Genomic DNA, 26,731 nt, shown 5'->3' with positions numbered 1-26,731 from the left:
AACGTTTTTGTTTTGGTATCCCATTACGAAAAATACAAAGACATAAAATAACCAACAGTAATTTATTAACGCTAATCTAGTTATTTCATTCCTCGCCTACGACTCATTAATATTTGTAACCAGTTTGATGCTTTAGATAGGCATCGCAAATGGAAAAGTGTTGACCGCTCAATGACGAGTAGTAAACATATAAAGGCATAGAAATGAAATCACAATTGCTCACGGCATTAATTGCTGTACTACCCAATACTATTGCACTTGCTTCTGATTCTACTGGTTCAGACGGCCTTCAAGACATGAGTGATCCTATGGCCGTTTACACGCAAGTAGGCAGCGGGATCACCAACAAAGGGCTCAATGTAAAACTTGGTAGCGCATACGACACCATGGACCCAGAAACAATCGCAATGCATGTTCTAGAACTAAAAGGGGCGTTGGGTGATTCTTTAAGTTTAGAGGGAAACGATTCCATTAACGAAGTGCGGTACCGTCACTTTAAAGTCAACACCTCAAATGGTATGGGTAGTCAAATTGATTTTAACTGGAACTTTGAGCAGCAAAGTGGGCTCGCATCATACTCTTTTCTCCAAGCGCTTCCCGCATTTGGACCACTAGAGCTCTACCCTTTAGCGGGAGCAGGCATTGTTATTCAAGACAATGAAGGTTATGAAATACCAGCCAGCTATGCCACTGTTGGGCTCTATTCTAAGCTTGCCATGAGTGACGATGTCTGGATGAACTACAACCCTACCTATTCTTCCCAATTAGGGGGAGATAATCAGCTGAAATCAATGTTCGGGGTTTTACATGAAGCTGCAGTCAGTTATCAAATTGACTCTAAGCAAAACGTGCGTTTTTTTGTTAACTGGGGAAAATCATTAGATAGTACAGATGTTCGCTTGGAATACAATTACCAGCTCTAAACATTTTTTTACAATCACTTAGTTACGATTCCAGGTGGGAGAAAGCGGTGACTTCAGCAATTAAAAATCAAACGGGTAAATGGATCCATCATGCATTTACTGCCACAAGTATGGCATTTTATTTTGCGATTGTCGGGGATGCCGCCCTCATCCAAGACTCATTCGCCCTCAAAGTAGCGTCGATTGGTTTTACTCTTTCAATCATTTTTAACGGGATCTGGGCATTTTCATATTTTGAATCAGAAGCAAGATCTAACCTCATTCATCGACTCCTACAAATGAGTATCTTCGCCAAACTTAGTCATTGGATTGCGATTTTTTCGTTCATAATCTCTGCGGCTTGTATCATCATTTATGTCTTACAGACTGGGAACGTTTTGGCTCAACCGTATTGTTTCTAATAACGCTTAACGTTAGCAGAGTAGGACTTCCATTCTTTTAAACCGCAGTATTACATCTAATCTACTTTGTAAAATAATGAGGCAAACCTTAATCCACTCCATATTAGCTGATTACACCGCCTTTGGAATCATGTGAGCTTAGCACTCTATGAGCTTTATTGGTGTTCACATGGACAGCTTGAATAGCAGTCCGTGAAAGAGTGCTTGCACTAACAAGGAAAGGGGCACAAATGAGTTAGCTCCCACAGCCTAGCGAGTGACTTTCATGTAAACGTCATAAGCATTAACTGTTCAAAGGGTTATCACACCGACGAAGACAACGGATGCGCTTTAAAGAAATCAATCAGCGCCCTCACCTTCTTCGGCATCAGGGTTTTGTGCTGGTATACCGCATAAAGAGACACTGTAACACCATGCAACTCTGGTAATATCCGGATAATTCGCTGTGATTTAAGCTCATTCTCAATCACAAAGCTTGGCATGACAGCAAACCCTTCCCCCGTCAGGACAAAATCCCTCAGCATGGCCGTGGTCCGCACTGACAATGCGGGCTCTTTATTCAATACACTCACCTGCCCTTGGCTGTTTTTCAGCACCAAGTGCTTTCGCCCGTGGACAATGGCATGGCTGAGCCAATTCATCGTAGCCAGATCCTTGATATCTTTAACCGGTGGAAAGCGCTCAAGGTAGCTCTTGGATGCACAGAGCATGTCGGTAAACTCTCCGACTTTGATTGCATACAGGCTCGAGTCAACCAGCGCACTCGAGGCACGAATGGCAATATCACAGCGTTCCTCGGTCAAGTCCTGGTAACCATCGCTTTCCAAGATATCCAGGCTGATTTTGGGGTGGAGCTTTAAGAACTCGCTAAGCAACCTGACCAAATCAGGGCTACCCACCGGGGTCGAAATACGTATCAGACCACTTGGCTCGGCAGTATCTTGCTGCACTTCTGTGTTGGCCAAATTGGCGATGTCCTGTATCTCTTTGCATTTTTGGTAATACAGCGCCCCTGCTTCAGTCAAAGACAGAGAGCGAGTGGTACGGTTAAGCAGCCTTGTAGCCAAGTTAGACTCCAGCCTCGACACCACCTGTGATACCCGCGCCTTACCAAGGCCCAGTGCATCAGCCGCCTTAGTAAACGACTGCTGCTCCACCACCACAGCAAATACCACCATGTCATCAATTGAGATATTCATGCCTGCCCTATTGTTTATCAAAACTAAACAGTGAGTTTATCTTCAAGCTAATTATCAATCAAATAATAAACGATATAGTGATTACCAACAGCACATTCGGCGGTACAAGCCGACGACGACACTACCAGGAGAAACACCATGTCAGATCGCAAACTTCTTATTACAGGCGCTTCAGGTAAACTTGGCCAGCAAGTAATTGATTACCTTTTGAATGATTTTAATATTCCGGCGAGCCAACTGATTGCAACAACGCGTAACGCTGCAAGCCTCGCCGAATTGGCCGAACAAGGTGTGGATGTCCGTGAAGCTGACTTCTCAAACCCAGCCTCACTGGAAGCGGCTTTTACCGGTGCCGACAACCTACTATTGATCAGTATTGATGCCATTGGCCAGCGCAGTGAACTTCACCGCAATGCGGTAGTGGCAGCACAAAATGTCGGTATTAAGCACCTGACTTATACGTCTATGCCTGCCGCTGATACCTCACCGGTTGTCTTTGCCTTTGAACATGAAGCAACAGAAAAAGCGATTGCTGATAGCCACATTAGCGACTGGACTATCCTGCGCAATAACTGGTATTTCGAGAACCTTGCAGAGTTCTTCGCCAGCACGCTGCAAACCCAAGCGTGGCTAACCGCAGCGAAAGAGGGCCGCTCCGCGCAGCTCAGCCGTCTTGACCTTGCCTATGCGGCTGCCGCTTCTGTTGCTAAAGCGCTAACTGGCAAGCAGACCCTGACACTTAATGGTCCGGAGTCTCTAACCACTGACGAAATGGCGGCCAAGATCAACCAGGCACTGGGGCTTAATATCCAGGTGATCCACCAATCAGATGAAGAGTTAAAAGCACAGCTTGAGTCGTTTGGCCTGCCTGAAGGTATTGTCGCCATGGTCACCACTATGGACCAACATGCCCGTGGCGCTTTCTCTGATGGCACCAGCGAGGAATTCGAAATGCTGACAGGCCGTAAACCCCAAAACTTCTCTCAGTGGCTTGAAACCCATAAAGCCATGTTGAGCCAGATCGCACAGGGCGCTTAATCACCTGTTCAATTAAAGAGGTATCGATGTTTGTTGTCACAACTCTACTATTCTTGACGCTGAGTGTTTGGCTTTGCTCCCGCCAAAAGGTGTTAAAACCAATACTGTCAGCAGGAAAACGACCTGCAGCCAAGGCAATCGTGATTAACGGGCATCGATACCAAATTGAGCAAGCTGAATTCAGTTCAGCAAAGGAAGGGGATTTCTACTACTGTGAGCTAATAAGGCAAATATACAATCAGGGGGAAATCCAACAAGCTGAGTTTGACCTCTATGATTTTTCTAACAACCTACTGCACTTCAAAGGCCATTCATTACTACTGAGCAGGCACCAGAATCAAATACAGCTGGCTTTGAGTGACAGACCGTTCACCGCCGAACAATTTAAACTAGATAACCCTTTGAGCTACCTAAAAGGGTAATCAGCACGGGCAATAGACTCTACACTATACCGACTGTGCACATCACCACACTTTTCATACATTTAACGGCATTAATGCCGATTTTGGCTACACTTTAGGCATCATAACAAGAAAAAGGGTAGCCCATGGAAAGCCAGAATATCCCGCCCTACTCCGATCCCAAACAGGCTGCCCATTCATTACTCGAGTTGGTTACTGAACTGGCCAAGGAAATCAATCCTGACAACTTCGATAGCAGCACTGTTCAACTTGATAGCAGCCTCGACCAAGACCTTGGCCTCGACAGTTTAGGCCGGGCAGAGCTGATCCAGCGAACCGAACAACAATTTGCCCTCACCCTGCCCTCACAAACACTGGCGGAAATCGACACCCCACGAGATTTGCTCAATGCCATCTTCAATGCCGAGCAACATCCGACAGCGATTAAAGCTACTGCTGAGAAAATAGAATTACCAACAGCGTCGAGTTATCCGGATCAAGTCCAAACCTTGCAAGAGTTGCTGCGTTGGCATGTTGATCAGCATGGTGACCGCCCGCACCTGTATGTCTACCAAGATGCCGACAATGTTGAGTCGATCAGCTACCAAACCCTTTACCAGCAGGCGAAGATCATAGCCAGCCGGCTTCAGGATCTTGGTATCGTCCCAGGTGATACCGTGGCGATCATGCTGCCGACCTGCAATGCCTATTTCTATTGCTTCTTCGGGATATTATTGTCGCGGGCGATCCCAGTTCCGATATACCCGCCCGCAAGGCCATCGCAAATCGAGGATCACCTTGTCAGGCACAGTAAGATACTGCAAAACGCCGAGACAAAAATGCTAATCACAGTAGAACAGGCCAAGGGCTTGTCCACCCTGCTTAAGCTCCACGTACCAGCACTCGAGCACATTGTCACAGCAGAAGAAATTGAAATGCTGTCAGCTGAATCCGTCTCTTCCGAGCATCAGCAAATAGGAAATGCCCAGCCCGACGACATCGCTTTTTTGCAATATACCTCGGGCAGTACTGGGGTACCGAAAGGGGTGCAGCTCACCCATGCCAACCTGCTTGCCAATATACGGGCCATGGGCAAGGCCGTCGGCGCAACCTCCGATGATGTGTTTGTCAGTTGGCTGCCTGTCTATCACGACATGGGCTTGATCGGCGCTTGGTTCGGCAGCCTTTACCATGCGATCCCCTTGGTGATCATGTCTCCGCTCAACTTCCTGACCCAACCCAAACGTTGGCTGTGGGCACTGCACCATCACCGGGGAACCATTACCGCCGCCCCTAACTTTGCCTATGAATTGTGCGTGAACAAGATACCGGATGCCGATCTAGAAGGCTTGGATCTCTCTAGTGTCCGGCATTGCTGGAACGGCGCCGAGCCTATCAGCCCGGCGACCATGAAAGCATTTACCCAACGGTTCGAGCCGCATGGTTTCACCCCAGAAGCCATGACGCCGGTTTACGGTCTGGCAGAGTCTTCGGTGGGGTTGACGTTCCCGCTCAGCACCCGTACCCCGAGGGTTGAATGGGCCGACAGACAGACGATGATGAACTCGGGTAGAGCGGTGATGAGTTCAGGTAAAGCCGCTGCAGACAAAACCTTAAACTCAGAAGGAAATGAAGACGACCAAGACGAGCAACCAGATATCAACGCTCTGCTCGAACACAGTATTCCGTTGATTGGCCTAGGGCACCCCCTTCCAGGGCACCAGATCCGTATCGTCGACAGCCAAGGCAGGGAGCTGCCTGAGCGCCAAGAAGGCGAATTGGAATTCAAAGGCCCCTCTTCAACATCGGGTTACTATCGCGCGCCAGATAAAACCGCCGGACTTTACCATGGCGAATGGTTGCGTACAGGCGACCGCGCCTTAACGATGGAAGGTGAGCTTTTTCTGACCGGACGGGTCAAAGACATCATCATCAAGGCAGGTCGCAACATTTACCCGCAAGAACTGGAGTCTGCTGTTAGCCAACTGGAAGGCATCCGCAAGGGCTGTATCGCCGTGTTTGCCAGTGCCAACCCCAAAACCGGTACCGAACAACTGGTTGTGTTGGCCGAAACCAAACTCAATGATGAACAGCAAAAGCAAAAACTCCGGGATGAAATACAAAACCTGTCTATCAACCTGCTTGGGATTCCCACTGATGTAGTTGAGCTCTGCCCTCCCCATACCGTACCTAAAACCTCCAGTGGTAAAATCCGTCGCTCTGCATGTAAAACGTTATTTGAGGAAAACAAACTCAATGCCCCACAACGTGCAGTATGGTGGCAAGCAACCCGTTTGTTTGTATCCAGTGCCAAGCCAGCATTTAGCCGATTCAAACGACTGGCCGCTGACTGGGGTTTTGCCAGCTATATGTGGTTGGTTATGGCGCTGTTAGCCCCACCGGTGTGGGTTCTGGTGGCGACTTTACCTTCTCGTCAGTCCTGCTGGTCAGTAGCACGCTGGGGAGCCCGTTCGCTCATCAAGCTTACCAGAACTAAGATGGAGATAACGGGTATCGACAACCTGCCCAAAGATGACTCTCCCTACCTGGTTATCGTCAACCACGCCAGCTACCTTGATGGCTTGGTGCTCTTGGCTGCAACAGGCAAAGAACATCAGTTTGTTGCCAAATCCGAACTCAAGGAGAACTTCTTCGCCAGAACTTTCCTCGGCAAGCTGGGAACCCATTTTGTCGAACGATTTGATACCCAAAAAAGCATTACTGATAGCCGTCAATTGGCAGCCTTTGCTGATAAACCAAGTCCGCTAACCATTTTCCCTGAAGGGACTTTATACCGCATGGCTGGCGTTCATGACTTCCATCTCGGCGCGTTCCAAATTGCGGTCGAAAAACAGCTTCCTCTTTTGCCCGTAACACTGAAAGGCACCCGCTCAATACTGAGGGATAAGTCCCTCTTCCCCCGCAAGGGCGATATCGAAGTCATCATTAGCCCCCTCATCAAACCTGATGGCAGTGACTGGCAGGCAACACTGGCACTACGTAATACCGCAAGGAAAATCATTTTGGAAAACAGCGGCGAGCCCGATCTGGCAAGGGAGAACACACGTTAAGGAAAACAAAAAAGCGCCTCATGAAGTAGGCGCTCTTTTTCCATATAACACTCACTTTCAACTATTAAAGCAAAGCAGCTTCAGTCTCGATATCAAAGAGATGGCAATGTGACATATCAAAGTGCAGCGGCTTTAGTTCGCCGTGGCTGATTGACTGCTGAGGATTAAACGGTACCCGCGCCACCAGCTTCACATCACCAATATTGAAATAAAGGTAAAGCTCGTTACCCATCGACTCCACCACATTGATTGTTTTCAGCTCAATGTCCTGGGTTGAGTGCGCCATGTCCTGCTCGTCCACCACACTGATGTGCTCTGGGCGAAGGCCTAACCAAACCTGCTGGCCGACCTTGTCCATCACTTTACCGGCCTTGTCTGCCGGTAATAACAACTTAGGGCCGTTTTCCGGCTGCAGGTAAATATTGCCCTCTTCGAGCGATACTGCGGCCTTGATCATATTCATCGCAGGCGAGCCAATAAACCCTGCCACAAACTTGTTGGCTGGGTACTGGTACAGGTTCATCGGCGTATCGACCTGCATCACCTGGCCTTGGTTGAGGACACAGATCCGATCGCCCAGCGTCATCGCTTCAACCTGATCGTGTGTCACATAGATCATAGTGGCTGTTTGGCCTTCATTTTTCAGATCATTGTGCAGCTGGGCAATACTCACTCGGGTCGATACGCGTAGCTTGGCATCAAGGTTGGACAGCGGCTCATCGAACAAAAAGACATCCGGCTTCCTTACCATAGCGCGCCCCAGTGCAACTCGCTGGCGCTGGCCGCCAGACATCTCTCCCGGTTTGTTGTTCAACAGGTGGGTGATCTCCAGCGTTTCTGCCGCTTCGCGAATACGGCGGTCAATCTCATGGCGGTCTAGTTTCTGCTGCTTGAGGCCAAACGCCATATTGTCGTAAACCGACATATGGGGGTACAACGCATAGTTTTGGAACACCATTGCGATCCCACGATCTTTTGGCGGCAGATCATTGACCCGCTTGTCACCGATCATGATGTCACCGTCGGTGATCTCTTCCAGACCAGCAATCATACGTAAAGTCGTGGACTTTGCGCAGCCAGACGGGCCGACAAACACCATAAACTCGCCTTCTTTGATCGTAAGGTCGACCCCTTTCACAGCTTTAAATCCATTTGGGTAGACCTTCTCTACCTCACGAAGTACGACTTCAGCCATAATAATTTCCGTTATGTCTTTTGTTCTAATTAATCACTTACGCGGACTTGAGCAGGCAAGGTGTAAACTCTGCCACAGAATCAAGCACCAACTCAGCATGGGAGGCCAACTCTTCGTGAGACGCTGTACCGGTCAAAACACCCACGCTTCGTGCCCCACTGTTAATGCCGAACTTCATATCCGACACGGTATCCCCCAGCATCACTACCTCGGCAGCATGCAAATCACAGTGCTGGCAGAAAGCTTCCATCAATGCTGGTGCTGGCTTTGGCTCAATATCGCCATCGGAGTAACCGATGAAGTCGAAAAGCTCAATAATCCCTGCCTGCTCAAGGGAGTAGAGGGTGGCATCTTTGGTATCAGCGGTGGCAATGCCAAGCTTAAATCCCTTTTGTTTCAGATTTATGAGTGTGCTTTCAATCCCTGGCAGGGTTTGGATCAGCTCCGGCATCTGCTCGACTTGCTGGTTGAACAAGCCTTTCACTTCATGATTGAAAGCCACGAAATCGCACTGCGGGGCCAACATTTCAAACCACTTTTTGGAAGTATCCTCTACCGGATTCGAGGCCAGCAAGCCGTAGTTATCAACCCGCTCACCATAGACACCAATCGCTTCAAGCATTGCCGTTGCCGTGACTTCATCTTGTGCCGGGTAACGGGTCAACAATGCCGCAACAACCCCTTGCGATACCTTGAGCCACATCTGGTGAAATTCGAGCAAAGTCCCGTCTTTGTCGAACAATACGCCTTTAATTTCCATTGTTTTCCATCGTCTCCATCAGCTCACCCCAGGTCGCTACCGAAGGTTGAGCAAATACTGCTTGTAGACCGTTAAATACTGGGTTGATCACCCCTTCAAACTCGCCTTTCTCGCCCGCTACCATGTTAGCCAGGTCACCGCGGCGAATATCAATGCGCACCCAATTGTGATGTTGCATCTCAATACCAAATTCAACGCCTTCCGGACTGATTTGATAGCGCGCTATCACCTCGCCGTCTGCCACACACTCGGCAAAATAGGGTGATGTTCTATCCGCAACTGCAAGCTGGTAATTCAACTCACTTTCACCGACATCCTGCCCCGGCAATACACTGCCGTTATTGATAGAAACCGCTAACCCACACCGTCGCTCCAGGTATACATGACCCTGTCTAAGCCCAGCCAAAATACCTTCACCACTCAAGCCATGTGAGAACACAAAGGTTGATGGATCGCCATAGATGGAAGGTTCGGTCGCTTTGGGGTTGCGCTCGTGGGGTTCGAGATGCGAGTCGCTGCCGCCCACGGCATAGATTCGGTGGCCGCAGTTCCACATAGCGCTGAGCACGTCCAGCGCCGATTCAGTAGAAGCCGGAGAAGTCGACCACGTCGGATCGCAGCACAACTCCATAGTGTCGACGCTTGCCAAAGGCATATCAGCGTAGTGCCAATGCCAAGGCTTCATCATCGGGTGGTTAATACTGATATTGCCAGCAATCGCCAAACCCTGATGGATCAATGCCTCGCTGCTGTAATCTGCATTACGCATCGCAAGACCAGCCACTGGCCCGTGGACATTGAAATGGCCTTTGTCGGTCGTGACCTCGACACCCGGCAAAATCAGGGTACGATCACTATCAGGCAAAGCCGGATGACAAATGTTGTGCTCGGTCAGGAACATGAAGTCTAATTGCTGGTTCTCGATGATCTCTGTCGCTGCTTCCAACGTGTTATGGCCATCAGACAACACGGTATGCGCATGCAAGTCGCCCCGGAACCAACGGGACTCTGGCGTCTTGATTTTGGAGTAATCAAACTCTATTTGATTCGCTGTGTTCAAACTGGCAATGGTCGGCACGGCAATGGCAGGAGCTACAGCTTGTTCGCTAGGCTCATCGGTCGCAACGTCAAACGCAATATCAGCCTGATACTGCATCGGTTTATGGTTACGGCCCTCGCCTTCCAAGTTATAGATATGCAGTTCCCACTCACCGGCAGGAAGTTCGCCGGCAATACCGCCAAGTGAAGCTATATCTTGGCTTATCATTACCTGCTTCTCAGGCTTTACCCATAAGATCGCCATGCGCAGTTGCTGTTTGGCATCATAGAGGTAAGCGTAAAGAAAACCCTGTTTTACCGTAGTACCTGTCAACGATATGTTTTGGGTACCGACAGGCACCACAAAGCGTTCGACTTGATGGCCAAAAGCCAATTCACCCGAAAACGTCAGCATGAAAAATTCTCTTAGATATGTTTTTCGATAATGAACAGGCATCAAGCACGATTGGCTTGATGCCTGTTCACCCTAAAGCAACTTGGTAATTAAGAGCGGTTCGCTCTATCCAAGGCACGTTGCGCGCGCTTGGCGGCATCCTTGAGGGCTTTTTCAGCTGGGATGTTTTCAATCTGCACCTGATCGGCGGCAATAGACAGGGCGTCCTGAATACGGCCATTGGTCGGGTCCATAAAGTCAACCGAAGCCGTTGTCGCCTGCTTGAGCGGGATCAGTGCTTGCGGGTTTTCCTTGGTGAAGGCTTGGTACTCAGGCACCTCATTCACGCTTTGGCGAACTGGGATGTAACCTGTAAACATTGACCAGCGCGCGGTGTTTGCCGCATTGGTGTAGAACTCCATGAATTCAAATGCGCCCTGTGCAGCTTTGTCATTGGTTCCTTTTGGCATAACAAACATCAAAGAGCCTGCCTGAGGGGCTGCTGGATGATCGCCCCAACCCGGCTGGGTCGTTGCGGCCAACTTGGTGAAGTCCAAATCACCTTGGTCACCTGATGAACCGGTGTAGCCCAGAGCATTACCCTTCATCACATCATCAATGGTCTTGTACCAGTATTCCCAGCCTTGGCCACCGTGGTGGATACGCATCACATTGTCATCGTGGATCCACTTACGGAAGCTTTCCCATACTTCAACCCACTCTGGCGAGTCAATCATCACGGTTTTGCCGTCTTCACTGATCACCTTGGCACCGTTGGAGAATGCGGCGTCAATCAGATTGTCCTTACCCCACATTGGCTCCCAGCCATAGTATTCGGTATTGCCGCGGGCATCTTTGACCGCTACTTTTTCTGCAACCTTGGCAAGACCTTGCCAAGTAGCTAGATCCGCCTCGGTAAAGCCGTGCTCAGCCAATTTTGCTTTGTTGTAGTAAAGTACCTGCGTTGTACCGTAAGCTGGCAGGCCAAACACCTCACCACCGTCGGCGGTTCCCTGAGCACGGAAAGCCGGGATAAAGTCATCGTAGTTGAAATCATCCGTGATGAAATCTCGCAGGTCACGGGTCAGGCCGCGGTTTTCCATCGAGCTAGCTTCAGAAGCACCTACCAAAACAAACTCTGGCGCGGTCCGTGATGCCATGCCAGCCTGCAGCTTCTGGAAAGTTTCTTGGTAGTTGCCCTGCAATGCGCCGCGAATAACGTACTCGTCCTGGCTCGCGTTAAATTCTTCAATTAGCTTGGTCATCATCTGCTGAGGCTGAGTACCACCTGAATACCAGAAGTTCACCTCAGTCTGAGCCATTGCAGTTCCTGCAACCGCCATAGCGCCTATTACAACAGAACCTTTAGCAATAGATGCACATACAATTGCGAGTGTTTTTAGTTTCATATCCATTTACTCTTTAACACCGTTATCGGCAATGCCGGACAAAATCGTTTTTTGACAAATCATGAATAGAACAAGCAGAGGCACGACAGCGATAGTGCTGGCAGCCATGATCTGCGACCAGTTAAGGCCGTAGTTACCCTCTGCAATAAAGAACTGGCGGATCCCGGTTGCAATCAAGTGCAACTCTTGGGTTGTGATCACCAAACTCGGCCACATGTAGCTGTTGTAGTTGGTGATAAATGTAATCAAGAACAAGGTGGCCAACGCTGCCTTGCATTGTGGCAGCACGATGGCCCACAGAATTTTTAGCTCCCCAGCACCGTCGATACGCGCCGCCTCAATCAAAGACGGGTGGATCTTCAGGAACACCTGGCGCAGGTAGAACACCCCGAACACGCTAGCGGCACTGGACAAGATAAGACCGGCGTGGCTATCAAGCAGCCCCATATTTGCCAAGGTGATATACGACGGAATGTAAGTCACCGCCCCCGGCAGCATGTAACTGCCCATCACCACGAAATACAGCAAGGTACGTGAGCGGAACTTGAGCTGGGTGATGGCATAGGCAAACATCGCCGAGTTCACAATTACAAACAGTGTGGTGAAAAATGCCACCGAGAAGCTGTTGAAAATATATTGGCCGAACGGAGCCAACTGGAACGTATCGACAAAGGTTTCCCAGCGGAACTGCTCAGGAATGATGTTGAGCGGGTTGCTGAAAATCTCATCATTCGACTTCATCGACCCCGATAGCATCCAAATAAATGGGAACACCATGATCAGACCGGAAAAGGCCAGGAATACATGTTTGGCAATGGTCGCCTTGGCAAGACTGGCCGTAACAGATAGCTTGCCCAAAGATGGAGATTTATCACCTGCCGTTATTGTCGTTTCAGCCATACCGCCCTGCGCCGACTTGGCCAATTTGAGCGCCTTTGCCGCAGGCTGGTTGCCGGTTGGAAAATCTACAGATTGCATTGTCATAACACTGTCCTTAGTAATACACCCAACGTTTACCCATCACGGTATTGATAATGGTGAGCACCCCGGTAATGAGCAGGATGATCATAGAGGTCGCAGCCGCAGGCCCCATGTCGTATTGTTCGAATGCCGTTTGATAGAACAGGTACAGCAGGGTACGGGTGCTGCCGCTCGGGCCGCCTTGGGTAAGGATCTGGAATTGGTCAAATGCCTGGATCGCATTGATAACATTCACAATGACCAAGAAGAAGGTAGTCGGTGATATCAGCGGCAGAGTGATCTTGAAAAATCGCGTCAGCGGACTGCAACCATCGATCAGTGTTGCTTCATATAAAGAGGTTGGGATCTTGTTCAAGGCGCTGATATAGAACAGCATGGTCCAGCCAATCGCCTGCCACACGGTGACAATAATGACGGCAACCATGGCGGTATCGCCGCTTTCCAGCCAAGGGATCGGGGCAAAACCCACTTTATCCAACAACAGGTTGGCAAGCCCTGCCTTGGTTTCGAATACCCAAGACCACACTATCGACACCGCTACGGTCGGGGTGATCCATGGCGAGAAAATCACTGCCCGGTAGAACTGGCTACCAGCAAAATTCTTATGCAGCATCAGGGCGAATACCAAGCCAAGGCCAACAGTCGGCACCACCACACCCAATGCAAACCAAAAGGTATTGAGCATCGCTTGGTGGAAGTCGCGGTCTTCCAGCAGATACTGGTAGTTTTCAAAACCGACATAATAGTAGTCAGGTGAAATATAGTCCCAGTCGGTAAAGCTGATATAAACGCTCCAGCCAAATGGGATCAACCAGAATGCCATCAGTGGCGCCATCAAAGGTGCAATGAACAGCAAGACCCTGGCTTTGTCTGTTAGTATTTGAGATGTAATTTTCATGGAATAAGCACTTCCTTTACTCTATGCCCGCTATCCTAGTTGCCGTGTATGACAAGCTTGTTTGGCTCAACGTCATATTTTCCGATGTTCGCCATAAGAAAAACTTAGGGGTTGCTCTGTTTGGGTTTAGAAATGGTATGGGGCTCAGCGCTATTTTGCTCCCCAGCCCCCTGTGGTGGCTGACTGCCCTGCGTCTGCTTGTGGAGCCAGTCACAGAAGAAATTCACCTTGGCATCACGCTTATTGGCAGTGATCAGATAATGGCCAGATTCCGAGGGCATGCAGCCATCAATGGCGGTTACTACCTCGCCGGACAACAAATCCCGCTCGGCGACTAGTGAGCGAACCAGCATCATGCCGATCCCCTGCTTGACGGCTTCAAGGCCATGCAGAGAGTTACTCAGCTCCAACTGGATATTCGGCAATTCTGGCAAGCGCTGGTTATGCGCCAGCCACTGCATCCAACTTTCTTCATAGCCTTTGACTTGTATCGCTGGCAAAGTGGCAATATCACCGCAGGCAAGTTGTTCGGCATGGGATTGCTTGAATGCCGGAGAGCACACCATCAACCATTGTTCTTCAAACAACCGCTCAGCCCGGGTTGTTTCGGTCTCCAGATAACCATTGGTAATTTCAACATCGGCATCAATACATGGCTCCCTTGACGGCCAATCGACCAAGGACAGATCAAGCCGAATAAAAGGAAACTTCTCGGTAAAATCTTTGAGCTTTGGGATCAGCCAGTTATGACCAATGGAATGATTGACTTTCACCCGCAATACATCGGGCTGCTGCTTGCCGAACAACAGCTCAGTTTGCAGCTTGAGGTGGTGAAGAGAACCGGTGACCGCAGGCAAATATTGCTGCGCAGTGGATGTCAGCATGACACCACGCTGGCTCCGCTCGAAAAGGGCGCAATCAAGAAACTGCTCCAGGCTTTTGAGCTGCTGGCTAACAGCCGCCTGTGTAACATGGAGTTCTCTGGCTGCTGCCCCGATAGAACCTAGTCGGGCAACCGCTTCGAAAGCCACTAGGGCACGTAATGGAGGCAACATATTTCACCTTTATTTCAGAAAAAGGCAAAATAATTCAGTTATTGGACGCTAAGGTGACAGAGATAAGAAAGTATAATGACAGGTCAAATGCAGCTCTATTACAGACTCGAACAATAGTTCGCAAAATTATTCACTGTTTTTGCCTATTCATGATTGCGATCAACAAATTGCCAACAATTCAGCCCATATGCTGGTCACACCACAACAACGGTGATATTACATTGCATGCCTTTTATTTCTGCCGCTTTGGCGCAATTTTTGTGCCACACACTTTAGAGTCATAAAAGGCATAACAGCAAAGCTGACATGAAGTCAGTAGAAATTATAAGGAGTGTTAAATCATGTTGTGCCCAGATTGCAAACAACCTATGGTCAAAGCAAAGGACAACCATAACCACTGTGTTGAGCTTAACTGCCCACCGACGCGGACCCACTGCCCGAAATGCGATTCTGAAAACACCCAGATCATCAACAAAAGCATCAGCGATGCCGAAATCTGTTGTAATGATTGCCAATCAACTTGGGTGATCTCGCGCAGTTAGTCACTGTTGAAATAGAAATGGCTGCACAAGGCAGCCATTTCATTGCTCACATAAGATGAGCTCAAGATGAGGGCGGCAACGAACTCCTTCTATGCCGCCTGTTCTGCCTGGCTCAACTGAATATAAATCCGCTCTTCTGTCTCACCATCAAATAGTAAGGCATCACCAATATTGAAACCAACATCAATGGTTTCGCCTTCTTGGATCCGGTACCGGCGATCAACACTAAGCAGGAACTTGTGGCCGTCACAGCGGCAATGAATAATACGATCACTTCCTGTTGTCTCTACCAATTCAACATCCGCCTGCCAACGAATATCCTTGGCAAAGCTCGCATCCATGATTGCCATTTTATCCGGTCGAATACCCAGCAGGTAATTTCCTGATGCAAGACTGCTATCTGGCACCAGCCAGCTGGCAATATCGCCCATAAGCTGTGCACGGCCAGTGTTAACTTCCAGCGGCAAGATATTGGTTGGCGGCGCACCAATAAACGAAGCTACGAAAACATTGGCCGGGTTATCATAGATTTCTTCTGGGCTGGCGAATTGCTGTAACACACCGCCTTTCATCACCGCGATCTTATCGGCTAAGGTCAGCGCCTCAATCTGATCGTGAGTCACGTAAATGGTGGTATTGCCCAGGTTTCGATGGAGCTGTTTGATCTGCGCCCGCATCGAGTTACGCAGCTCAGCATCCAAGTTCGACAGCGGCTCGTCCATCAGATAGATACCCGCATCACGGGCAATTGCACGGCCCATAGCAACACGCTGGCGCTGGCCACCGGAAAGCTGACCCGGCTTTTTATCCAAATACTCTTCCAGGCGCAGTGTTTTCGCCACCTCTTCCGCTCGCTTATGACGAGTTTTCTTATCTACGCCGCGAAGCTCCAAGCTAAATGCAATGTTATCGCGCACGGTCAAGTGCGGGTAAAGGGCATAGTTCTGGAACACAAACGCCAGATCACGATCTTGTGGCAACACATCATTCATCCGCTGATCATTGATGATCAGATCGCCACCGGTGATCTCCTCAAGACCTGCGATCATCCGCAGCAACGTCGACTTGCCACAGCCTGACGGACCGACAATCACGATAAATTCACCGCTTTCGATATTCATGTTGACATCGAAGACAACCTGATTGCCTTCCTGGTAAGTTTTATCTATGTGCTGCAGGGCAATAGCGGTCATGATGCTTTCTCCAACATAAATGCGTTGCGAAGTGTGATAGCCAAGTCTGGACGGTCGGTGGTAAAAGCATGTACCCCATGCTCGAGGGCGGTTTGGATCAATTCAGCGCTATGAGCGCCGTAACACCCGTATTTCAAGCCACTTGCCAATACTTTGTCTTTAGCCCCTGTATCAAGCTGGGTGACATGGACTGAGATTTCATTCACCTTCATGGATTGGGCAAGGCTTATCGCAAAATCAGTACCAAGTAAGCGTGGCATATTTCTTTGCATCAACCAGATAGTAAAGAGCTCCGGAGCTTTTTCTGCTAGCTCCGCCAACACTTCGCAGTTGAATGAAGAAATAATTGTTTGGCTAAACATGCCCGTTTGCTGAAGTATATCCAGCACCTTGTCCACCACGCCTGGATAGGGCTCCTTGTTAACATCTGCCTTGATTTCCAAGCGCAGCACAATGTCACTGCCGTGATACATCTCGCAAAGCTCTTCCAGCGTCATCATGCGCTGACCACCAGAGTAATTCACGCTACCCTGCGCAAGCTCTTGCCAAGTTTTGGCATTGACCGGGCCGGTCATATCAGTCGTGCGATCCAGTGTCGCATCATGATGGACAACCAGAATACCGTCTTTGGAAGGGTGGATATCAAATTCAACCAGCTCTACCGGTAGGTTCAAAGTATTTTCGAATGCACGGCGGCTGTTCTCACCCCAGACAAGCGTTCCGCCACGGTGTGAAGCAATTTGTGATTTCATCATGTTATCTCTTACTTTAACGCGCCCATGGCAATACCACGGACCAAGTGTTTTTCTACCAACTTAAAGCACAGCAATGTCGGCAACATAGTCAGCGTCGCCCCCGCCATTACCAACGGCCAGTTCACCATGCCGTCATCTGCAGCACTGGCGTAGAGCCGAGACAGCGCGATCTGAAGGGTGCGCACTTCCTCACTGTCGGTAGCGATTAATGGCCAGATATAGGAATTCCATTCGCCAAGGAAAGTAAACAATGCCATCGCGGCAATCGCGGGACGGGCCATAGGAACAATCACTTTCCACAGCACCTGAAGGTGGTTGGCACCGTCAATCCAGGCCGCTTCATCCATCGCCTTTGGGATCCCCTTAAAGTACTGGCGCAGGAAAAAGGTGACAAAGCCACTGGCAATAGAAGGCAAAATCAACGTCCAGTAACTATCAAGCAAGCCTATTTTTGCCATATTGAGGTAGTTTGGGATCAAACTGATATGCCCCGGGACCATCAAAGTTGCGACCACCAGCCAAAACAACAGCTCACGCCCCTTGAATTCAATCCGACTGAAGGCATAGGCTGCACAAATAGAAACCGTCAAACTCAGCACCGTCACAGCCACCGACACAATGGCCGTATTCAATAGGTACAGCGGGAAATTCATCTGGGTAAAGGCGTAGGCATAGTTCTCCAACGAGAAACCAATTTGCCCAGAGGCGTAAGTATCAAACGGTATAAACGAGAGAAATACACCGTACCCAATTGGGAACAAAAACATCAGCGCCAAAGCTGTCAACATCACCATCGACAACGACCACCGGGTTTTCTTCGGCGCTAACTGAATCACTTTAGCTGCCTTCATAGTGCACCTTCTTACCAATCAACTTCGATTTCACCACGGCCAATACCAGCAAAATCACAAACAAAATTACCGCCAGCGCCGAGCCCTGACCGATATCAAACAAAACAAAACCGGTACGATAAAGCAGGTTCACCAACATATCGGTGGCAAATGCCGGCCCGCCATTGGTCATCACATTAACAATGGTGAATATCTGGAATGACTCCACAACAGAGATGATCAATAGGAAGTAGGTCGTCGGCATCACTAATGGGAAGGTCACACGGCGAAACACATGCCATTTCTTGCCCCCATCAACCTGTGACGCTTCGTAAAGCTCATTGGGAATAGCTTGTAGACCAGCAACATAAATCACCATGTCGTAGCCCAGCTGTTTCCAGGTATTGACGATGATCACCACCCATAGCGCGAGCATCGGTGATTGCAACCAAGTCACTTTCTCCAACCCGAACGTGCTGAGGATGCTGTTCACCAAACCGAAATCAGTGGCAAAAATCCAACTCCAGATCACCGAGATAGCGACCGTAGAGGTAACAGATGGCAAGAAGTAAGCTCCGCGCAGGAAGCGTACCAGCTTGGTCTCATTAACCAGAAAGTTAGCCAGCAACAAAGCAAGGGCCAGGCGAACCGGCACCGAGATCACCACAAATACCAAAGTAATATAAAGCGAGTTCCGAAACTCTTCGCCTTCGAGCAAGTAGCGGTAATTTTCCAGTCCGACGAACGGCATGTCGCTGCTGAGGAAATTCCAGCTATGGAAGCTATAGACAAAAGACGAAACTATCGGCCAATAAGTAAAAATGCCTATTAAAAGTAGGCAGGGTAAAACAAATAAATACGGCGCAAATCTTTTCATGGTCATGCTTATTAGGCGGGATTGCTCCCGCCTACAGAAAAATTAAAGACGGGATTCAACACGGCGGTTAAAAGCTTTCAGGGCCTTGTCTGCATCTTGCTGGCCAAGGGCAATGGACTCCCAGATACCTTGCTCCTGGGCACGGATCCAAGCCATTGCCGGTGGACGGGCACGGCCTTGGGCAACCGGCAATTGATCCATTGCCGCACCGAAATCTGGATTATCGGCAAGTAGCTGCATAGATGATTCAACGTCCAGCGCGTTCTTATTCACCGGCATGTAACCGGTATGCTGGAACCAGGTTGCACTCTGGTTGGCAGATGCCAGGTACTGCATGAACTGCCATGAGGCTGCTTTCTTCTCATCGCTAACGTTGGCCATCATACCCACGCCCGCGCCACCGATTGGTACACGACACTCGGCGGTACATGGCATCGGCAGTACAACTAGGTCATCGCCCAGCAAACGCTTATAATCACCCAGGTTACCCGTGCTGTCGAAGTGGATGGCAACACGGCCTGAACTGAAGTGCTGTTTAACCAGCTTTTCGTCTGTCACACTTTCCGCTGATGCCACGCCATGCTTGTGGTACAGATCACCCATCCACTGGAACGCTTCAATAGTCGCTTCGTCTGCAAGGCCTGACTTGTTAGTGACAGGATCAACCCAATCACCACCGTTTTGCATCACCAGGCCAAAGCGGGTGAACTGGCTCGGTGTATTAATGCCGTAGACATTGTCTGCCCCCAGTTTGCTTTGCACAGATTTTGCCACTTCAAGAATTTCATCGAACGATGTCATCGCAGGCATGCCCTCGTAGCCCGCTTTTTCAAGCAGCGCCTTGTTGACATACATCAGCGGTGTTGAGGAATTGAACGGCATCACATAGTTGCCGTCTTTATAGTTACCGATTTCCAGCGCAAACGGCTGAAGCTCTTCGGTAAACGCCTTGTTTTCAGCGTAATAGCCATTCAGATCGTTCAGGACACCGGCTTCGGCAAAAACACCATACTGGGTCACTTCCAGTACCGCCATTTCCGGGTTGCGTCGCGCAGGTATAGACGCCTGCAGCTTGGTAATGATGTCGGCATAGCTGCCGTTGTATGTCGCTTTTACCTCAATATCACCATTGGCAGTATTGAAGTCATTGATCAGTTTTTGCAAGACGACTTCATCGTCACCTGTTTGGTTATGCCAAAGCTCTACTTGTACCGGTTTTGCCATCGCACCCGCTGCAACAAGCGACAATGCCAATGCTGAAAGACGCAGTTTCATGATTCATTCCATGTTTATCTGAAGGACTGCGGAGCATGCTAGGCAGGAAAAATGACAATACCGTTTCAGTAATTCGTTGATTCGTTGAAGAGAACACTGCAACCGTTGCAGAGGTGCTGTAATAACCTGTTTATCTTTGGTTTTCATACTTTGCAATCAAAATTGCAATTGCATGAATTCTGCAATTTTGACATTTAACAGTCATTTTCTATGGCTATATTCAAAGCAAATTAGCCACTTACGATAAGACAATGAACGATAGGCAGATCAGTTACCAAGTAAAATTCCGCGGCGCTATCCAGCAATTGATCACGGGGGTGGAGAACAAGCTGACAAAATCCGAGGTCAAAGTCGTCGACTATTACCTTGCCAATGCCGACCACGCAGGTCACAGCGGCAAAGAAATTGCCAACGCAATTCAGGTACACCCTTCAACATTGGTCAGATTGGCACAAAAACTGGGCTTTCGCGGTCATCCCGAGCTCAAGCAATATTTGATTAAATTTGCCAACCAATCGGCGGATGCCAGTGAACGTCACCAGCACACCCTGTCCCAAATGGAAGGCTCGGTACTGCAATCAACCATCAACCAGGAAATCGAGCACCTCAGATTAATCAGCAGTGCGGTTTCACAGCCCTTACTCGATGAAGCCTGCCGGCTTATCCTTGCTGCGAACAAAGTCTTCATCAACGGCCAAGATAATACCGAAGGGTTTGCCGAGCATTTTTCCCGCCGCCTGAACCGCTCGGGTATTGATGCGGAAACCGTTTCGCTGGGTCGCTCCAAACTGGCTGAGTGCCTAACCGCCTCCCAGCCAGAAGACGTGCTGATTTTAATCTTCAACAACACTATGAACGAAATGACGGAAAAGCTGATCAAAATCGCCCGAAATTTGCAGCTCCAAGTCATAGGGATCAGTGACCTCAGCTCATTAAGCGTGCCACCAGATGTATTGCTGATGCGTATCTATCGTGGAGAAACCAAAGGAACAAAGTCAGTCAGCCCGCCGCTGGTTATTACCAATGCGATTGTCCGAAACCTTACTGTGCTAGCAGAAGACAGGATTATGCAAGGGCTACGGCGATTCGAAATGATCCGCGCGCTGGAAAACTAAACCCTCAAAAGCATAGGTGATTCCAACAGGGATTCCTGAGCACCTACAATCATCACTAAAAGGAAAGTGAATATATTATTACCACTTGTTATATGAAAATTTTGTTACTTAAGGCACAATCAAAGGTATGAAACTATTGCGGAAATAATGAGAAAGCAATGAAATTACAGCAACTGCGTTACCTCAAGGCGGTGATAGACAACAACCTGAATATCTCGGTTGCTGCCAATTCCCTGTTCACAACCCAACCTGGTGTCAGCAAGCAAATCAGGCTGCTGGAGTCAGAACTTGGCGTTAAAATCTTCGAGCGAAAAGGCAAATCCATCAGTACGGTGACACCTATCGGTAAACAGATCATCGATGAAGCCATCGAGATGCTGGAAAAAGAAAGCCGTATCAAGACGATCGTTCGTGATCATATTAAGCCCGAAGAAGGATTTTTGAACATCTACACCACCAATACCATTGCCCGCTATCTCATACCGGAAGCAGTAGAACGGTTCGTTAAACGCTACCCAAAAATCAAATTCCACATCGGTACTTCGCAGCTCGATAAATACGGCCATATCCTAAAACGTGGCCAGTCTGACTTCTCGATACTGGCACAGAATGTCGAGCGAGAAAAAGACATCATTGTACTACCGGCTTACAAGTGGAACCTGAGCCTGATCGTGCCCAAAGACCACCCGCTGGCTAATGATAGCGATATCTCCATCGAGAAAATCGGTGCCTACCCACTGATCAGTTACGAGCCGGGTTCAACCGGACGCTCGGCTCAAGACAAAGCGTTCAAGGAAAAAGGGATCTCGCCGTATTACTTCATGACGGTAATGGATGTCGAGGTTATCAAAAAGTACGTCAACCTCGGTTATGGGATCGGCATTATTGCCCAAGTAGCCGCTCAAGATGTGGTGGACGAGAATCTGGTCAGCATTCCGCTCAATGATATCATCCCGGCCTGTGACGCCTGGCTATGCTATAGCCGCAACCTGTTCTTACAAAAGTACATGTTGGATTTCATCGAGCTGTTCTGTCCTCACCTTACACGGGAAGTGATGGAAGATATCGCCCACTGCTCGGATAATGAGATTCTCAAAATTTCCGAGCAGTTTGAGCTACCTGAGTATTAAAAATACTCATTCATCTTCTTAGTAAACTCATCTTTCGATATGCTGATATATCGAAAGATGAACTTCTGATATCTCCCTTCTTTCTAGAATAGTATTTAAACTTTTCTAACTATTCATTGTTGTTTCACAAAACAATTTAATATTTGCTTAATATTTAATCACCCTCAATAATTTCAAACTTCTTTACGCCTATTCTATATCCCATAAAGAAACACAATAAATACGAAATAATGCTTCGATACAGAAGAGGTCAATGCAAGTTGTAATGTTATTTCTTGCTTTATGAGCTAAAACATTTTGCCGACCTTAATATCAGGAATATAACTGAAATGAGGGAACGAGTATGTCACTTAGTATGTCTGAACCCAAACCGAAACTATCAGTATCTTTAACAAATCAGATACTTATTGCTACTGCAGCAGGTATAATCTTTGGGGCAGTAGTTGGCCCTTGGGCTGAGAACATCAAATTTATTGGGGATATCTTTATCCGCCTAATTCAGATGTCCGTTGTTTTGCTTGTCATGACTGCAGTCTCTGCTGCAATCGGAAACGTAGACAGCAAAGGCGCCGGTAAAATGAGCCTTCACACATTCAAATGGATCATATCAATGACCATTGTCTCTGCTTTTGTCGGATTATTTCTTGCCCTCACAATTAAACCCGGGGAAGGAATAATTATTGAGGGCGCAGCTGCAGCGGTCGCCACACCCGATGCTTCTATCAAAGATACCATTTTAGGTTTTTTCTCTACCAATATCGTTGATTCTATGGCAAGTGGCGCCATGATACCGTGTATTGTCTTTGCCGTTATTTTCGGGCTAGCCATGGGATCATATTCTCGAACCAGTGGTAACAAGGTCATCACTGAGTTTATCGTTAGTTTTAATGCCGTGATCATGAACATCATCAAAATGGTCATGAAGCTAGCACCCATTGGTATTTTCTGCCTATTGGCTAACGTTTCTGGCGCTATTGGCTTTAAAGTTATAATACCTATGCTTAAGTTCCTTGGTGCACTGGCAATCGGCGATATTATCTTGCTGTTAATGTATGGCCCTCTTACGGCTATGTTAACCAAGGTCAGCCCTTTCAAAATGCCAAAGAAATTTGCAAAGCTGTCGATTATGTCAATGACCACAACATCTTCTGCAATTTGTTTACCGACCAAAATGGAAGATTCAGTGACCAAATTTGGCGTTAGCCGCAAGGTCGCAGACTTCACTGGCCCAATAACCATGTCAATGAATGCTAATGGTGCGGTAATGTGCTACGTCCTAGCCATTTTCTTCATGAGCCAAGCTACAGGTATTGTCCTCGAGCCCTTCCAAATGGGTATGGCTATCCTACTGTCAGTGCTGATGTGCATGGGAACCATTGTCGTACCCGGCGGGATGATTATTGTCTACACCTTCCTTGCCAGTTCGATGGGCCTTCCGCTCGAGAGTGTGGCTATCCTTATTGGTATTGATTGGTTCTCTGGTATGTTCAGAACCCTACTTAACAATACTGTTGATGTCATGATTGCCATGCTTGTTTCAGACAAACTAGGTGAATTTGACCGTGAAGTCTATAACGAAAATAAGACTGCAGAATATCTACATGTTTAAATGACAACACAGTTTTAATATAATTACTTTGATTAAAAAGAGCAGATAACTTTAATTACCTGCTCTTTTTTACTTGATAAACAATTTGATTAATCCAATCAATAATCAATGAAAATAATATAATTTATCTATTTCGCGCGAGCAGTCAATTATCCCATCTCATCTTATAGATAACATAAATAAAAACATGACATAAAAAAGGAAATAGTATGAGAACAGAAAACCAGGCATTGATTGAAGAATATCGCGCTAGGGGATATAAAGATGATATGCTTCCCAAACCTTCCGAAAAACGCACTTGGAATACCTTTAACTACTTTACTTTATGGCAAGGTTCCGTTCACAACATCCCAAGTTACATTGCGGTAGGTGGCTTTCTGACTTTAGGATTAAGTACCTTCGGTCTTATTACTGCCATTATATTAAGTAGTTTAGTCATTGCGGCTGCAATGGTACTAAATGGTTTAGCCGGCTCAAAATATGGTATTCCCTTTGCTATGCTTTTGCGTGGTTCTTATGGGGTTAAGGGAGCCTTGCTACCTGGTACATTACGAGGCGGCGTAGCTTCGATTATGTGGTTTGGTATCATGAATACCGCTGGCACAGGAGCTATGCTGATATTAATTAGCAAATTTTGGCCATCATTTTTAAATATCGGTGGGGGGGAAACCATTCTTGGTCTGGGTATCCCTGCTATGATTGCTTTTTTGATTTTTTGGGCTGTTAATATGGTGATAGCCTTTTATGGGGGTGACGTTCTTAATAAGTTTACTGCCATTTTAAACCCTCTTATCTGGATCGTCTTTGGCGGCCTGGCTATTTGGGCCGTTTACCAAGCTGGTATTAGTAATATTTTCAGTTATGTACCAGAGCAAGTGCAAACTGACGGAGGATCATTCTTTAAATTCTTTATTGTTATGAACTCTCTTGTCGCAGTATGGGCCTGCCCTGCAGTAGGGAACTGTGACTTCACTCAATATGCTAAAAGTGATAAAGCTCAAGCAAAAGGCCAAACACTAGGCTTTGTCGTCGCATATACTCTGTTTGCTATGACCAGTGTGATGATTTTAGCCGGTGCCAGTATCCATTACGGAGTAGATACTTGGAATGTGCTAGATATAGTCAACAATTTCGATGGTTGGTTTGTCCCAACCCTTGCGAGTATCGTGATCCTAATGACGACAATATCAACCAATGCCACGGCGAATATTATCCCAGCGGGTTATCAAGTGGTCGCGCTGTTCCCTAAATTGACATACCGTCAAGGGGTTATGATTGCCGGGGTAGTGAGTGTTATCATCTGTCCATGGAAGTTGATGGAAAGCCAGGATAGTTTATTCATGTTTTTGAGTTTAATCGGTGCAATGCTTGGCCCTGTACTGGGTGTTATGCTAGCCCACTACTTTGTCATTTTAAAAGGCAATGTTGATCTGGATACTCTTTATACCAAACCGGGTCAATACAACTACTTTAAAAATGGCTACAACACACTTGCTTTCGGTGTCACCATTGTTGCTGCGTTAGCCGCTATTATTGGTGAATTTATACCAGCGCTGAAGCCTCTGTCACAAGTTTCTTGGTTTACCGGCGTATTCTTAGCCTTTGTCCTATATGCCTTTCTCACAAAAAGAAAAATGGCCCTCGATCCAAGCTATATGCAGAACGAAGCGGCTGAAAATGAAAATCCAGCCCCTATCACGGCCAATTAAGTTATACCAATAATTACTGAACAAAAGGATAAACAATGACTAAGCAACATTGTTGGTTTGAAGATAAAACTCAAATTGAAAACAACATATTAGATGAAATAATTTCCGCTGTCACAGAGCATAACCACGCATTCGAAAAGCAGTATCCCGATGAATATAACTATGGCCTAGCAATTCAAAAACAACTTGGCGGAATCATCAATACCGCGATTGTGACTGAAAACAACGCTAACAAACTCAATAACTGTTCACTCAATGCTGTGGGACTTGCGACTCGGCAGTCAACTCACTTAGTGCAAGCAGAGGCCATGGCCTTATTACGAAATCGTGAGACTTTTTTTTGGAGTAAGTATGTCCAACCTGTAAAGGACCAAGTCTCATATATTTCTTTATATCTGGCGTTGAAAGCAGAACAAGATAATTTATCTCTTAAAACGCCAGAGGTTAACCAATGGTATGAGCTTGACCAGACGGATATCACCCGTTGCCAGGCTTACCAAGAAATGAATGAATATAAAGATGGCACACGCTTTGTCGTCGGCGTAGGTTTAATGGAAAACCTCATCCGTGATAACAGCCACTATTTATATGCCGAGAAAGTAAATGGAAAGCTAGTTTTCATTGATGGACAGACTAACCTGTTCAGCGATATTAATGCGACCTTCTTTAGTCACTATTTCGATTTTTGCCATATCAAAATCCCTAAAGTGACAGGCATGACATATTGGGCGATAAACCAATAAGATGATAAAAATAAAGCCCCGAATGGGGCTTTATTTTTAATACTGTAAATAGTGTAGTACTTATCAAATCGTTTCCTATCACCTTACTCTTCATCACATCCACTATCTCCATTCCAACATAGAAGTCACCTATAAGTATCTCAACCGAGCGGACGTATACTCAAATACTATTAATCATTATCCTCATGGT

24 protein-coding genes are annotated in these 26,731 nt (G+C 47.6%); 11 read left to right on the top strand and 13 right to left on the bottom strand.

Annotated elements, in window-relative coordinates:
- The first annotated feature begins 203 nt into the window (after window positions 1-203).
- Window positions 204-923 (top strand): hypothetical protein, encoded by a 720-nt coding sequence (locus ACXAD4_RS24445; protein WP_475244634.1) that lies wholly within the window; start codon window positions 204-206, stop codon window positions 921-923.
- Between the two features lie 47 nt (window positions 924-970).
- The gene (locus ACXAD4_RS24440; RefSeq protein ID WP_475244633.1) at window positions 971-1,324 is read left to right on the top strand and encodes a hypothetical protein; all 354 of its coding nucleotides are present in this window, start codon (window positions 971-973) and stop codon (window positions 1,322-1,324) included.
- 302 nt (window positions 1,325-1,626) lie between these two features.
- On the opposite strand, the gene ACXAD4_RS24435 is transcribed toward ACXAD4_RS24440, so the two are convergent.
- Complete coding sequence (locus tag ACXAD4_RS24435; protein ID WP_475244632.1) at window positions 1,627-2,523, bottom strand: LysR family transcriptional regulator; 897 nt, start codon at window positions 2,521-2,523, stop codon at window positions 1,627-1,629.
- A gap of 138 nt (window positions 2,524-2,661) precedes the next feature.
- Between ACXAD4_RS24435 and ACXAD4_RS24430 the strand changes: the two genes are divergently transcribed.
- The 3 genes from ACXAD4_RS24430 (at window position 2,662) to ACXAD4_RS24420 (ending at window position 7,033) form a co-directional block, all read left to right on the top strand.
- Complete coding sequence (locus ACXAD4_RS24430; protein WP_475244631.1) at window positions 2,662-3,561, top strand: NmrA family NAD(P)-binding protein; 900 nt, start codon at window positions 2,662-2,664, stop codon at window positions 3,559-3,561.
- 26 nt (window positions 3,562-3,587) lie between these two features.
- Complete coding sequence (locus ACXAD4_RS24425; RefSeq protein ID WP_475244630.1) at window positions 3,588-3,983, top strand: hypothetical protein; 396 nt, start codon at window positions 3,588-3,590, stop codon at window positions 3,981-3,983.
- Between the two features lie 125 nt (window positions 3,984-4,108).
- The gene (locus ACXAD4_RS24420; RefSeq protein ID WP_475244629.1) at window positions 4,109-7,033 is read left to right on the top strand and encodes an AMP-binding protein; all 2,925 of its coding nucleotides are present in this window, start codon (window positions 4,109-4,111) and stop codon (window positions 7,031-7,033) included.
- A 64-nt stretch (window positions 7,034-7,097) separates the two neighbouring features.
- On the opposite strand, the gene ACXAD4_RS24415 is transcribed toward ACXAD4_RS24420, so the two are convergent.
- The 7 genes from ACXAD4_RS24415 to ACXAD4_RS24385 form a co-directional block, all read right to left on the bottom strand.
- Window positions 7,098-8,228, bottom strand: coding sequence for an ABC transporter ATP-binding protein (locus ACXAD4_RS24415; RefSeq protein ID WP_475244628.1), 1,131 nt, complete (start codon window positions 8,226-8,228; stop codon window positions 7,098-7,100).
- A 37-nt stretch (window positions 8,229-8,265) separates the two neighbouring features.
- Window positions 8,266-8,988, bottom strand: a complete 723-nt coding sequence (locus ACXAD4_RS24410; protein WP_475244627.1) for an HAD family hydrolase — start codon at window positions 8,986-8,988, stop codon at window positions 8,266-8,268.
- Window positions 8,978-10,441 carry a CehA/McbA family metallohydrolase gene (locus ACXAD4_RS24405; RefSeq protein WP_475244626.1) on the bottom strand — a complete coding sequence of 488 codons (1,464 nt, stop codon included), beginning with the start codon at window positions 10,439-10,441 and terminating at the stop codon, window positions 8,978-8,980. Before ACXAD4_RS24405 ends, ACXAD4_RS24410 begins: the two co-directional genes overlap by 11 nt.
- Before the next feature lie 89 nt (window positions 10,442-10,530).
- Window positions 10,531-11,829 carry an extracellular solute-binding protein gene (locus tag ACXAD4_RS24400; RefSeq protein ID WP_475244625.1) on the bottom strand — a complete coding sequence of 433 codons (1,299 nt, stop codon included), beginning with the start codon at window positions 11,827-11,829 and terminating at the stop codon, window positions 10,531-10,533.
- Window positions 11,830-11,835: 6 nt separating this feature from the next.
- Window positions 11,836-12,729 (bottom strand): carbohydrate ABC transporter permease, encoded by an 894-nt coding sequence (locus ACXAD4_RS24395; protein ID WP_475245633.1) that lies wholly within the window; start codon window positions 12,727-12,729, stop codon window positions 11,836-11,838.
- A 94-nt stretch (window positions 12,730-12,823) separates the two neighbouring features.
- Window positions 12,824-13,708 (bottom strand): carbohydrate ABC transporter permease, encoded by an 885-nt coding sequence (locus ACXAD4_RS24390; protein ID WP_107297312.1) that lies wholly within the window; start codon window positions 13,706-13,708, stop codon window positions 12,824-12,826.
- 104 nt (window positions 13,709-13,812) lie between these two features.
- On the bottom strand, window positions 13,813-14,763 hold the full coding sequence (locus ACXAD4_RS24385; protein ID WP_475244624.1) for a LysR substrate-binding domain-containing protein: 951 nt from the start codon (window positions 14,761-14,763) through the stop codon (window positions 13,813-13,815).
- Window positions 14,764-15,104: 341 nt separating this feature from the next.
- Between ACXAD4_RS24385 and ACXAD4_RS24380 the strand changes: the two genes are divergently transcribed.
- A complete protein-coding gene (locus tag ACXAD4_RS24380; RefSeq protein ID WP_107297314.1) occupies window positions 15,105-15,305 on the top strand; it encodes a hypothetical protein in 201 nt (66 codons plus the stop codon).
- An 89-nt stretch (window positions 15,306-15,394) separates the two neighbouring features.
- Here ACXAD4_RS24380 and ACXAD4_RS24375 read toward each other — a convergent pair whose 3' ends face one another.
- The 5 genes from ACXAD4_RS24375 to ACXAD4_RS24355 form a co-directional block, all read right to left on the bottom strand.
- Window positions 15,395-16,498: an ABC transporter ATP-binding protein gene (locus tag ACXAD4_RS24375; RefSeq protein ID WP_475244623.1), complete on the bottom strand. Its 1,104-nt coding sequence runs from the start codon at window positions 16,496-16,498 to the stop codon at window positions 15,395-15,397.
- The gene (locus ACXAD4_RS24370; protein ID WP_475244622.1) at window positions 16,495-17,253 is read right to left on the bottom strand and encodes a glycerophosphodiester phosphodiesterase; all 759 of its coding nucleotides are present in this window, start codon (window positions 17,251-17,253) and stop codon (window positions 16,495-16,497) included. The genes ACXAD4_RS24375 and ACXAD4_RS24370 overlap by 4 nt, the downstream gene beginning before the upstream one ends.
- Before the next feature lie 8 nt (window positions 17,254-17,261).
- A complete protein-coding gene (locus tag ACXAD4_RS24365; RefSeq protein WP_475244621.1) occupies window positions 17,262-18,104 on the bottom strand; it encodes a carbohydrate ABC transporter permease in 843 nt (280 codons plus the stop codon).
- Window positions 18,091-18,834, bottom strand: a complete 744-nt coding sequence (locus ACXAD4_RS24360; RefSeq protein ID WP_222549441.1) for a carbohydrate ABC transporter permease — start codon at window positions 18,832-18,834, stop codon at window positions 18,091-18,093. Before ACXAD4_RS24360 ends, ACXAD4_RS24365 begins: the two co-directional genes overlap by 14 nt.
- Before the next feature lie 168 nt (window positions 18,835-19,002).
- Window positions 19,003-20,235 carry an ABC transporter substrate-binding protein gene (locus ACXAD4_RS24355; RefSeq protein ID WP_475244620.1) on the bottom strand — a complete coding sequence of 411 codons (1,233 nt, stop codon included), beginning with the start codon at window positions 20,233-20,235 and terminating at the stop codon, window positions 19,003-19,005.
- A gap of 251 nt (window positions 20,236-20,486) precedes the next feature.
- Between ACXAD4_RS24355 and ACXAD4_RS24350 the strand changes: the two genes are divergently transcribed.
- The 5 genes from ACXAD4_RS24350 (at window position 20,487) to ACXAD4_RS24330 (ending at window position 26,541) form a co-directional block, all read left to right on the top strand.
- On the top strand, window positions 20,487-21,350 hold the full coding sequence (locus tag ACXAD4_RS24350) for a MurR/RpiR family transcriptional regulator (RefSeq protein ID WP_475244619.1): 864 nt from the start codon (window positions 20,487-20,489) through the stop codon (window positions 21,348-21,350).
- 158 nt (window positions 21,351-21,508) lie between these two features.
- Window positions 21,509-22,480, top strand: coding sequence for a LysR substrate-binding domain-containing protein (locus tag ACXAD4_RS24345; protein WP_475244618.1), 972 nt, complete (start codon window positions 21,509-21,511; stop codon window positions 22,478-22,480).
- A gap of 343 nt (window positions 22,481-22,823) precedes the next feature.
- Window positions 22,824-24,089: a dicarboxylate/amino acid:cation symporter gene (locus ACXAD4_RS24340; protein WP_475244617.1), complete on the top strand. Its 1,266-nt coding sequence runs from the start codon at window positions 22,824-22,826 to the stop codon at window positions 24,087-24,089.
- 209 nt (window positions 24,090-24,298) lie between these two features.
- On the top strand, window positions 24,299-25,798 hold the full coding sequence (locus ACXAD4_RS24335; protein ID WP_475244616.1) for an allantoin transporter: 1,500 nt from the start codon (window positions 24,299-24,301) through the stop codon (window positions 25,796-25,798).
- Window positions 25,799-25,833: 35 nt separating this feature from the next.
- A complete protein-coding gene (locus ACXAD4_RS24330; protein ID WP_475244615.1) occupies window positions 25,834-26,541 on the top strand; it encodes a hypothetical protein in 708 nt (235 codons plus the stop codon).
- The last annotated feature ends 190 nt before the right edge of the window (window positions 26,542-26,731 follow it).

The sequence above is a fragment of the Photobacterium sp. AWH4_225 genome, from assembly GCF_056158405.1.
The sequence above is the reverse complement of the archived record's forward strand: the minus strand, read 5'-3'. Positions and strand labels throughout refer to the sequence as shown.

Coding starts and splice junctions, on each gene's coding strand:
- ACXAD4_RS24435 (WP_475244632.1), bottom strand. CDS start 2,523: ATGAATATCTCAATTGATGACATGGTGGTATTTGCTGTGGTGGTGGAG.
- ACXAD4_RS24400 (WP_475244625.1), bottom strand. CDS start 11,829: ATGAAACTAAAAACACTCGCAATTGTATGTGCATCTATTGCTAAAGGT.
- ACXAD4_RS24395 (WP_475245633.1), bottom strand. CDS start 12,729: ATGGCTGAAACGACAATAACGGCAGGTGATAAATCTCCATCTTTGGGC.
- ACXAD4_RS24390 (WP_107297312.1), bottom strand. CDS start 13,708: ATGAAAATTACATCTCAAATACTAACAGACAAAGCCAGGGTCTTGCTG.
- ACXAD4_RS24355 (WP_475244620.1), bottom strand. CDS start 20,235: ATGAAACTGCGTCTTTCAGCATTGGCATTGTCGCTTGTTGCAGCGGGT.
- ACXAD4_RS24335 (WP_475244616.1), top strand. CDS start 24,299: ATGAGAACAGAAAACCAGGCATTGATTGAAGAATATCGCGCTAGGGGA.
- ACXAD4_RS24375 (WP_475244623.1), bottom strand. CDS start 16,498: ATGACCGCTATTGCCCTGCAGCACATAGATAAAACTTACCAGGAAGGC.
- ACXAD4_RS24415 (WP_475244628.1), bottom strand. CDS start 8,228: ATGGCTGAAGTCGTACTTCGTGAGGTAGAGAAGGTCTACCCAAATGGA.
- ACXAD4_RS24345 (WP_475244618.1), top strand. CDS start 21,509: ATGAAATTACAGCAACTGCGTTACCTCAAGGCGGTGATAGACAACAAC.
- ACXAD4_RS24350 (WP_475244619.1), top strand. CDS start 20,487: ATGAACGATAGGCAGATCAGTTACCAAGTAAAATTCCGCGGCGCTATC.
- ACXAD4_RS24420 (WP_475244629.1), top strand. CDS start 4,109: ATGGAAAGCCAGAATATCCCGCCCTACTCCGATCCCAAACAGGCTGCC.
- ACXAD4_RS24360 (WP_222549441.1), bottom strand. CDS start 18,834: ATGCCGTTCGTCGGACTGGAAAATTACCGCTACTTGCTCGAAGGCGAA.
- ACXAD4_RS24410 (WP_475244627.1), bottom strand. CDS start 8,988: ATGGAAATTAAAGGCGTATTGTTCGACAAAGACGGGACTTTGCTCGAA.
- ACXAD4_RS24370 (WP_475244622.1), bottom strand. CDS start 17,253: ATGATGAAATCACAAATTGCTTCACACCGTGGCGGAACGCTTGTCTGG.
- ACXAD4_RS24380 (WP_107297314.1), top strand. CDS start 15,105: ATGTTGTGCCCAGATTGCAAACAACCTATGGTCAAAGCAAAGGACAAC.
- ACXAD4_RS24365 (WP_475244621.1), bottom strand. CDS start 18,104: ATGAAGGCAGCTAAAGTGATTCAGTTAGCGCCGAAGAAAACCCGGTGG.
- ACXAD4_RS24425 (WP_475244630.1), top strand. CDS start 3,588: ATGTTTGTTGTCACAACTCTACTATTCTTGACGCTGAGTGTTTGGCTT.
- ACXAD4_RS24405 (WP_475244626.1), bottom strand. CDS start 10,441: ATGCTGACGTTTTCGGGTGAATTGGCTTTTGGCCATCAAGTCGAACGC.
- ACXAD4_RS24330 (WP_475244615.1), top strand. CDS start 25,834: ATGACTAAGCAACATTGTTGGTTTGAAGATAAAACTCAAATTGAAAAC.
- ACXAD4_RS24430 (WP_475244631.1), top strand. CDS start 2,662: ATGTCAGATCGCAAACTTCTTATTACAGGCGCTTCAGGTAAACTTGGC.
- ACXAD4_RS24385 (WP_475244624.1), bottom strand. CDS start 14,763: ATGTTGCCTCCATTACGTGCCCTAGTGGCTTTCGAAGCGGTTGCCCGA.
- ACXAD4_RS24445 (WP_475244634.1), top strand. CDS start 204: ATGAAATCACAATTGCTCACGGCATTAATTGCTGTACTACCCAATACT.
- ACXAD4_RS24340 (WP_475244617.1), top strand. CDS start 22,824: ATGTCACTTAGTATGTCTGAACCCAAACCGAAACTATCAGTATCTTTA.